The 265-nt window shown below is 62.6% G+C and carries 1 protein-coding gene; it reads left to right on the top strand.

Going from position 1 to position 265, the window contains the following annotated elements; all coding sequences use genetic code 11:
- A partial coding sequence (locus tag SB822_RS57870; RefSeq protein WP_410859207.1) for a DUF2345 domain-containing protein occupies positions 1–265 on the top strand: 265 nt, incomplete at both ends.

The raw sequence follows: 265 nt of genomic DNA, 5'->3' as shown, positions 1-265 counted from the left end.
GCGGGCGGTGGCGTGCAGTTCGCGGCGCAGGGCGATATCAGCACGGTGGCCGGCAAGAACGCCGACTGGAGCGTGCTGAAGCGCTTCACGGTCGCAGCGGGCGAGAACATCTCACTGTTCGCACAGCAACTCGGCAGCAAGATTTTTGCGGCCAAAGGCCCCGTCGAAATTCAGGCACAGAGCGATGCCATGTCGTTGCTGGCCGCACAAGACCTGACGATGGCGAGCGTCAACGGCACTGTGCGCATCAGTGCGAAGAAGGAAC

The sequence above is a fragment of the Paraburkholderia sp. SIMBA_054 genome (assembly GCF_046534875.1).
GTDB classification, from domain to species: domain Bacteria; phylum Pseudomonadota; class Gammaproteobacteria; order Burkholderiales; family Burkholderiaceae; genus Paraburkholderia; species Paraburkholderia hospita.
This window is presented reverse-complemented; position numbering and strand designations above follow the sequence as displayed.